This is a genomic window from Pseudoalteromonas sp. PAST1, assembly GCF_021532515.1.
Lineage (GTDB): Bacteria > Pseudomonadota > Gammaproteobacteria > Enterobacterales > Alteromonadaceae > Pseudoalteromonas > Pseudoalteromonas simplex.
Window position 1 is genome coordinate 1 of sequence record NZ_JAKGBH010000114.1, and the last position, 2,042, is coordinate 2,042.

Annotated in this window: 1 protein-coding gene; it reads right to left on the minus strand. The window is 42.0% G+C overall.

All coding sequences use genetic code 11. The features are described from left to right. Nucleotides 1–649: 649 nt before the first annotated feature. A complete protein-coding gene (locus tag L1272_RS22835; protein ID WP_000257537.1) occupies nt 650–1,936 on the minus strand; it encodes a GAF domain-containing protein in 1,287 nt (428 codons plus the stop codon). Between the last annotated feature and the right edge of the window lie 106 nt (nt 1,937–2,042).

The window sequence follows — 2,042 nt, forward strand, 5'->3', positions numbered from 1 at the left end:
GCACTAGCTGTTTGAGCTAAACTAAAGGTCATGTACTTCTCCGTTTTTCTACTGCATTTTTCAAAGATCCTGCATAGAAAAATGAATTAAATCGTTGATTTAACTCTAGCATAGATCTGTCAGACTTCAAGTTATCTCTGTAGCAATGGTATTGTTTTGTACAATATTCGCCTGCTTGATTTGAGTTTTAGCTGTATTTATAAACTTTTGGCTTTTCCGGTCGCAGGCTCTATAATTTGCTCGTTTAAATCCAACTCTTCGTCTAACGTCATCTATTTAGTGTGCATGCGGCCTCCGGAGCATTTTCCGTGGCTTATTTTACCGAAGCATCGGGATTGCTAAATAGAGCTGAACGCTGTAATGCGCTTTCGAACTGAGCTTTCCGTAACTTCGGCATTAGTTCATGTACCTTGCTTACTGGATGTTGGTTGACGCGCAGCAGCACGTCCGTCAGATAATCGTAAACGTTAATAGCAGTGTTGACCTTGCTTTGAATGACGCCAACATGCTTAGCACCAAGCTCCGTTCAGCAGAATCACAGCCAGTTTTTCAGTTATCCCAAGTGTCACTCTCAGATTAAAGGCCGCCATACCGGATGTAGTGCCAACAAGAAAACTAAAACACAACTTCGCTGATCATCGCTGAGTGTTTATAAATCGTCTCCCATCACCGGTATCGATAAGCAGATAAGCCTGGTTATGCCATTAGCAGTTCTTGAAGCATTCCTGCTTTCAATGTCGTCAACGTGATCACGATTTGAGTTGAGATAACGACTCTGTTGCTGAAGACTCTCAGTTAATTGCCACTCACCAGATTCAAGAACAGCACCCGCTAACTCGGCACATACTGTTGCAAAACCATAAAGCGCTTGATTATCGCGGGTAAAACGCAGCGGCATCGTCTGGCCTTTTACAAGAAGGGACCATTCCAAAACTCTGTACTTACCTTTTAATCGGTTACTGACAAAAATAGTTATACTTGTACCGCTGGCGCCAACAACTAAAAAGCTCGTGATAGCTAGTCCTATCAGAGACCATAACTCTGGTTTCCCACTTAGTAACAGTGGATTAGGCAAATGACTCCTCAAAACGAGATCAGCACCAAGGGTCAGCGCTGTTTTATACACTGCTTGTTCTAATAATGGAGTTGCATTGACCAGTGACGCAACAGCATCACAACTATAAGGTTCTAGAACTGCCGTAGCTCTCAACCATTCTGTTTCATGGGCAATCGCCAACAAATTTGACCAAATTCGAACCAGTGCCGCTATATGAATGGAGTTTTCATCAGTCAGGACGGTTTGATTAAGCTGCTTATCCAGTTCCTGATGCCAGTATTGGTATTGGCTTGTCAAAAGTACAAACAACTCAGATTGAAGCAACTTATTATTAGTTACCGGTCTTATCCTATTTGACATCTCATTGAATAGTTGTATAAATTTTTTGTCTGCTTGTTGCTCACGCTTTAGCAGATCTTGCTGTTGTTGAAGCATCTGTAAATCGTATTCAATGGCCTGCTTAAAAAGTGTGAGTAAGGAACAGTGTTGTGATGCCCGATCTGGGCTTGAAAAGTCCAACATACACAAAGTACCGAAAGTTTTTCCGCTAGGCCAAAGCAATGGCAGGCCATAGTAATAACTAAAGCCTGCTGCAAATGTTGGGTTATTGTTTTCATATCGGGTACCGATTGCATTTTCAACTAGTAATGGCTGGTTACTGGAAATGACTTGGGAACAATAAGTGTTAAGTGCCAATGGAACAGGTTCACCGCAATAAAAAGTTGGTACTGACACACTGCCAACAGCCTGACAAATTTCGTTTTTATCTAATCGATTAATCAGCACACAAGGCACTTCCGCGACTTGAGCCATCGAGTTTACAATGCCTTGCCAGCGCTCTAGGAGCAGAGCGGTTTCTATGCTCAAATCTACTGCCATTTGTTCCCTCAGTATTTAAATAGTCCCCTTTTGCATCATTCGATCTTGTTTATCTCAGAGTATCAAACAGGAAACAAAGTGATTGATGTCAATCAGGGAATTAGCA

What these genes read in the sequence shown, in the direction of transcription:
- L1272_RS22835 (WP_000257537.1), bottom strand. Translation starts at nt 1,936, where the DNA reads ATGGCAGTAGATTTGAGCATAGAAACCGCTCTGCTCCTAGAGCGCTGG.